This window comes from Stenotrophomonas sp. 05L44_2, from assembly GCF_056665995.1.
Genome location: NZ_JBFTNR010000306.1, coordinates 1 through 4703 on the forward strand (window position 1 = coordinate 1; position 4703 = coordinate 4703).

Consider the following 4703-nt stretch of genomic DNA (forward strand, 5'->3'; position numbering starts at 1 on the left):
CTGCGCATCCTGCAAGGCCATCGGCACGGCCGGAATGTCGCGGCAGTTGCATTCGCGGTCCCAGTTCGGTCCCGAGGCCGGTACGCGATACTTCAGCAGTGCGCAGGTGACGCCCTGCGCGGTCAGCCAATCGCAGATCTCGCTGCCTTCCAGGTCGATCGCCAGCACGTTGTAGCCACCACCCGGTATCACCATCACTGCCGTGCCGTTGGGCGAGCCTTTCGCCGGGAACACGGTGAGCGTGGGCACGGCCACGTTCTGCAGCATCATCCAGCGCTCGCCACTGGCCTTGGACACGGTTTCGCTGACCTGCTCGCGGCCTTTCAGCTTCGGCGGTGCCATCACCTGCCCATCCGGCCACAGAGGGAGTTCGGTGGTACCGGCTGGCGGGTGCCAGGTGGCAGGCGCGGCGGCCGATGCGGTAAATGGCAGCAGGACCATCAGCAGGCGAAATGCAAAGCGAGCGCGCATCGTCAACATCCACGTGATGGACCTGCAGTGTAGAGTCGAGTCCGCTCGAAAGATCGCGCGCGATGCATCCACGCATGGGGTGGATCCACCGCCGCACGCGACTGCACGGCGCGACACAACAAAAAAGGCCTGCATCTTGCGATGCAGGCCTCTTGAATGTGGCGCCCGAAGTTGGACTCGAACCAACGACCCCCTGATTAACAGTCAAGTGCTCTAACCGGCTGAGCTATTCGGGCAGACCGCCAGTATAACGACTCTTCACGCCCGATGGTAGGGGTGATTGGCCAACATCGCAGCAGCGCGATACAACTGCTCGGCCACCACCAGCCGCACCAGCATGTGCGGCAGCGTCAGCGGGCCGATCGACCACTTTTCATCGGCCAGCGCAGACACTTCCGGCGAATGCCCTTCCGGGCCACCGATCAGGAACGCCAGGTCCCTGCCCTGTCCACGCCAGTGCTCCAGGCGCTGCGCCAGCTGTTCGGAACTGAGCTGGCGGCCCGGTACGTCCAGTGCAACGACATAGGCATTCTTCGGCAACGCAGCGATCACCCGCTTGCCCTCGTCCTCGGTGGCGCGACGTGCGTCGCGCCCTTTGCCACGCAGGCCGGGCTCGATCTCCACCAGCTCGAACGGCAGCCAGTGCGAGAGCCGCTTCTGGTACTCGGCAAACCCTTGCGCCACCCAACTGGGCGCGCGTTCGCCGGTGGCAATCAGGCGGGCTTTCATCAACATTCCTCCAAAACGTCGACGGCGCCATCGGCGCCGTCGAAAACTGCATCAACGAATGGCTCAGGCCACTTCGTCGTCGTCGTAGGACGGCGGCTGGTCGCCAACGGTCCACAGGCGCTCGAGCGCGTAGAACTCGCGCACGCGCGGCAGCATCACGTGCACGATGACGTCGCCCAGGTCGACCAGCACCCATTCGGCTTCACGCTCGCCTTCAACACCCAGCGGCATGACGTCGATGTTCTTGGCGAAGCGCACGACTTCGTCGGCGATGGACTTCACATGGCGGGTCGAAGTACCCGATACGACCACCATGTAGTCGGCGACGCTGGACTTGCCGCGTACGTCGATCTCGACCGGGTCCTTGGCCTTCAGGTCTTCGGTGGCTTGACGGACGCTGGCCAGCAGTTCCGGCACGGAGGGCGGCGGGCTGGGCAGATCGACCTTGATGGTCTGGGGCTGGGTCTGGTTGCTCAAAGCGGGTCGACTCGATAAACGTGGGGGCGATTATACGGGCACAGCGCGGCAACCGTATTCACGAGGCGGCGGGGCGGTACAGGCCGTGGCCAGAAACGTAGTCGGCCACCGCCGGTGCCAGCATGGCCCGCCAGGGGCCGCCCGCGGCGATCTGGGCGCGCACGGCACTGGCCGATTCCACCCGCAGCGGGTGGTGCAGGCGCAGGATGCGGCCGGCCGGGCTGGTGAACAGGGCCTGCTCGTTGTCGGCCCAGCGCCCCTCGGTGGCCTGGCCCAGCGCGCCGTCGACACTGGCCCGCAGCGGGCTGCCGGGCCGCTCGGCAACGATGAAATGGGCCAGACCGAACAGCGCCTGCCACTCGTGCCAGCTGGGCAGGCCCAGCAGGCTGTCGGCCCCCACCAGCCACGCCAGCGGGCGGCTGGGGCCAAGTTCGGCCCGCAGTTCGCGCAGGGTATCGACGGTATAGGAAGGTCGGCCAGGGAAGCGCTCGGCCCGATCCAGCTCATGCCGGTCCAGCAGCAGGCCCGGCTCATCGCCGATGGCCAGGCCGAGCATGGTGCAGCGTTGCTCGGCGGTCGCGCCCGGTGCCGCGCGATGCGGCGGGTCGGCGGCAGGCAGCATGCGCACCGCCACCTGCAGTTCATCGCGCGCGGCGCGCGCGATCGCCAGATGGCCCAGATGCACCGGGTCGAAGGTGCCCCCGTAATAGATCCGCAGGCTCATGGATCAGGCCCGGGCGAGCAGCCGCACCGCACGCGCTTCGGCCACCGCCACCAGCAGGCGCTCAAGTGCAAGCCAGGCATCGCCGTCTGCGCGGCCCTTGGCGATGCGGTCAACCAGCCCTGCTTCGGCCACGAAACGCTCCCAGCGCTTGCCTTCCGGGTGCCGCTGCAGCGCGCGCTTGTAGGGCGCCTGCCGCGATTCCCAGATACCGCGGGATTTCATCTCCGCCGCCAGATTGCCGCCACGTGCCTGTACCCGTGCCAGGCCGGCACCGGCCAACAGCTCGCGGATCACGATCGGCATCAGCGCGGCCACGGCCTCGCCTTCGCCGCGCAACCCGGCCAGCATCCTCAGTACCGCCTGGGGCTGGCCGGAGAAGGTGGCTTCCACCAGCCGGAACACGTCGTAGCGGGCAGCATCGGCCACCAGCGATTCCATCCGTTCCACGTCCAGGGTCTGGCCGTCGGCCAGCAATACGAGCTTGTCGATCTCCTGCGCAGCCGCCAGCAGGTTGCCTTCAACGCGTTCGGCCAAGCGCTGCACGGCCGCCGGTTCGGCGCGCAGGCCCCTGCTGCGCAGGCGCCGTTCGATCCAGTCCGACAGCTCATGCGGCTTGATGGCCCAGGCCACCGACAGCACGCCGACGCGGTTCACCGCCTCGGCCCATTTGCCCTGGTGGGCCTTGCTCCATTCGTTGGCGGTGATCATCAGGATCACGTCCGGCGCCGGGTTGGCGCAGAACCGGCTGATCACCTCACCGCCGTCCTTGCCCGGCTTGCCGCTGGGCAGGCGCACTTCCACCAGGCGGCGGGCACTGAACAGGCTGGGGGCATTGAAGCTGGCGTCGAGCTGGTTCCAGTCGAAATCACGGCCATCGGCATCGAACACTTCGCGCTCGTCGATGCCGGCCGCACGTGCACGGGCACGCACGGCATCAGCTGCCTCCAGCACACGCAGCGTTTCCGGACCGGCGATCAGGTAGACCGGCGCCAGCGCCGTGTCAGCGCCCTGCCCGGCCAGCTGTTCCGGTCGCAGTTCCATCAGGCGCCCGGCTCAGTGCTGGACGGCGGGTGCGGGCTCGACCGGATCGTGCTCGACCGGCTTCGGCGCCGACAGGCTGCCGCCCTTTTCCAGTTCGGCGCGGACCACGCTGTCGATGCGGCGGATGATCGAGGCCGACATTTCCCGGCGCAGTTCATCGGCCAGGATCTCGCGTTCGGTGGTGGTACCGGTGGCGTCGGTCGGCGGCGACACGTAGTCGCGCGACAGTTCGATCACCTGCTGCGGCACCAGCTCGCTGCCGTCTTCGCGGCGGAAGATGAAGATCACCGCATAGCGCAGGCTGTATTCCTGCGCGCGGCCCTGCGAGTCGATCGCGATGGGCAGGTCGCCCCAGCGTTCGGACAGCACCTGCAGCTGGGCATTGGGGCCCTCGCTGTCCTCATCGGCCAAGCGCGCACCGGATGCCAGCAGGCTGCGGTTCAACAGCTTGACCAACTCGCTGTAGGGCGCGGTGGAGACCACCTTCACCGGCGCCGTGTCGGTCGGCAGCATCAGCTTGTTGCGCAGGTGGAAACCGCAGCCGGCGAGGCCGAGGACGAGAACGAGGGCAAGCAGGATTCGGGTCATGGAGACAGTCTGGCGGAGCCGGGCGATCACGGCAACAGACAGGGTGCCCGAGGCCGCGTGAACGCAGGGCCATCGGCCGGGCGTGCCCGGCGTGGCGACAACGCACCGACCGCCACGATGGCGGCCGGTGCCAGGTACATCAGGCAGCGACGATGTTCACGATCTTGCCGGGGACGATGATGATCTTGCGCACCGTCAGGCCTTCCAGGAACTTGGCCGCGTTCGGCTCGGCCAGCGCCAGCGCTTCAACCTGTTCGCGCGCGGCATCGGCGGCGACCTCGATCGTGCCGCGCAGCTTGCCATTGACCTGTACGGCCAGGGTCAGYGCGTCGCGAACCAGCGCACTGCTGTCGGCCTGCGGGAACGGCTGGTCTTCCAGCAGCGTTTCGCCATGGCCCAGCACCTGCCACAGGGCATGGCTGGCGTGCGGGGTGATCGGGTTGAGCAGCAGCACGATGGCCTGCAGCGCTTCCTGGCGCACGGCGCGCCCCTGCTCGCTGCCGTCCTCGAACTTGGCCAGCGCGTTCATCAGCTCCATCACCGCGGCAATGGCGGTGTTGAAGCTGTGACGACGGCCGTAGTCGTCACCGACCTTGCCGATGGTCTCGTGGGTCTTGCGGCGCAGGGCCTTCTGGCTGGCATCCAGTGCAGCCGCGTCGAGCGCCGGTGCGGC

At 67.8% G+C, this 4703-nt stretch carries 6 protein-coding genes, 1 tRNA gene and 1 pseudogene; all 8 read right to left on the reverse strand.

Annotation, left to right across the window (positions count from 1 at the left end; genetic code table 11):
• Positions 1-471: pseudogene (locus AC1VAN_RS12040) on the reverse strand (alpha/beta hydrolase); the annotation flags it as partial.
• 159 nt (positions 472-630) lie between these two features.
• Positions 631-707 (reverse strand) — tRNA-Asn (locus tag AC1VAN_RS12045).
• A 22-nt stretch (positions 708-729) separates the two neighbouring features.
• A complete protein-coding gene (gene rlmH, locus AC1VAN_RS12050) occupies positions 730-1200 on the reverse strand; it encodes a 23S rRNA (pseudouridine(1915)-N(3))-methyltransferase RlmH (RefSeq protein ID WP_025879294.1) in 471 nt (156 codons plus the stop codon).
• Positions 1201-1263: 63 nt separating this feature from the next.
• Positions 1264-1677 carry a ribosome silencing factor gene (rsfS, locus tag AC1VAN_RS12055; protein ID WP_025879295.1) on the reverse strand — a complete coding sequence of 138 codons (414 nt, stop codon included), beginning with the start codon at positions 1675-1677 and terminating at the stop codon, positions 1264-1266.
• Between the two features lie 58 nt (positions 1678-1735).
• Entirely contained in the window at positions 1736-2401 is a 666-nt protein-coding gene (gene nadD / locus AC1VAN_RS12060) for a nicotinate-nucleotide adenylyltransferase (protein WP_442251871.1), read from the reverse strand.
• Between the two features lie 3 nt (positions 2402-2404).
• On the reverse strand, positions 2405-3442 hold the full coding sequence (gene holA / locus AC1VAN_RS12065; protein ID WP_059064761.1) for a DNA polymerase III subunit delta: 1038 nt from the start codon (positions 3440-3442) through the stop codon (positions 2405-2407).
• 12 nt (positions 3443-3454) lie between these two features.
• Positions 3455-4030 (reverse strand): LPS-assembly lipoprotein LptE, encoded by a 576-nt coding sequence (locus tag AC1VAN_RS12070; RefSeq protein ID WP_033831702.1) that lies wholly within the window; start codon positions 4028-4030, stop codon positions 3455-3457.
• A gap of 139 nt (positions 4031-4169) precedes the next feature.
• Positions 4170-4703, reverse strand: a 534-nt coding sequence (locus AC1VAN_RS12075) for a class I tRNA ligase family protein (protein WP_480985872.1), incomplete at its 5' end; no start/stop codon positions are given.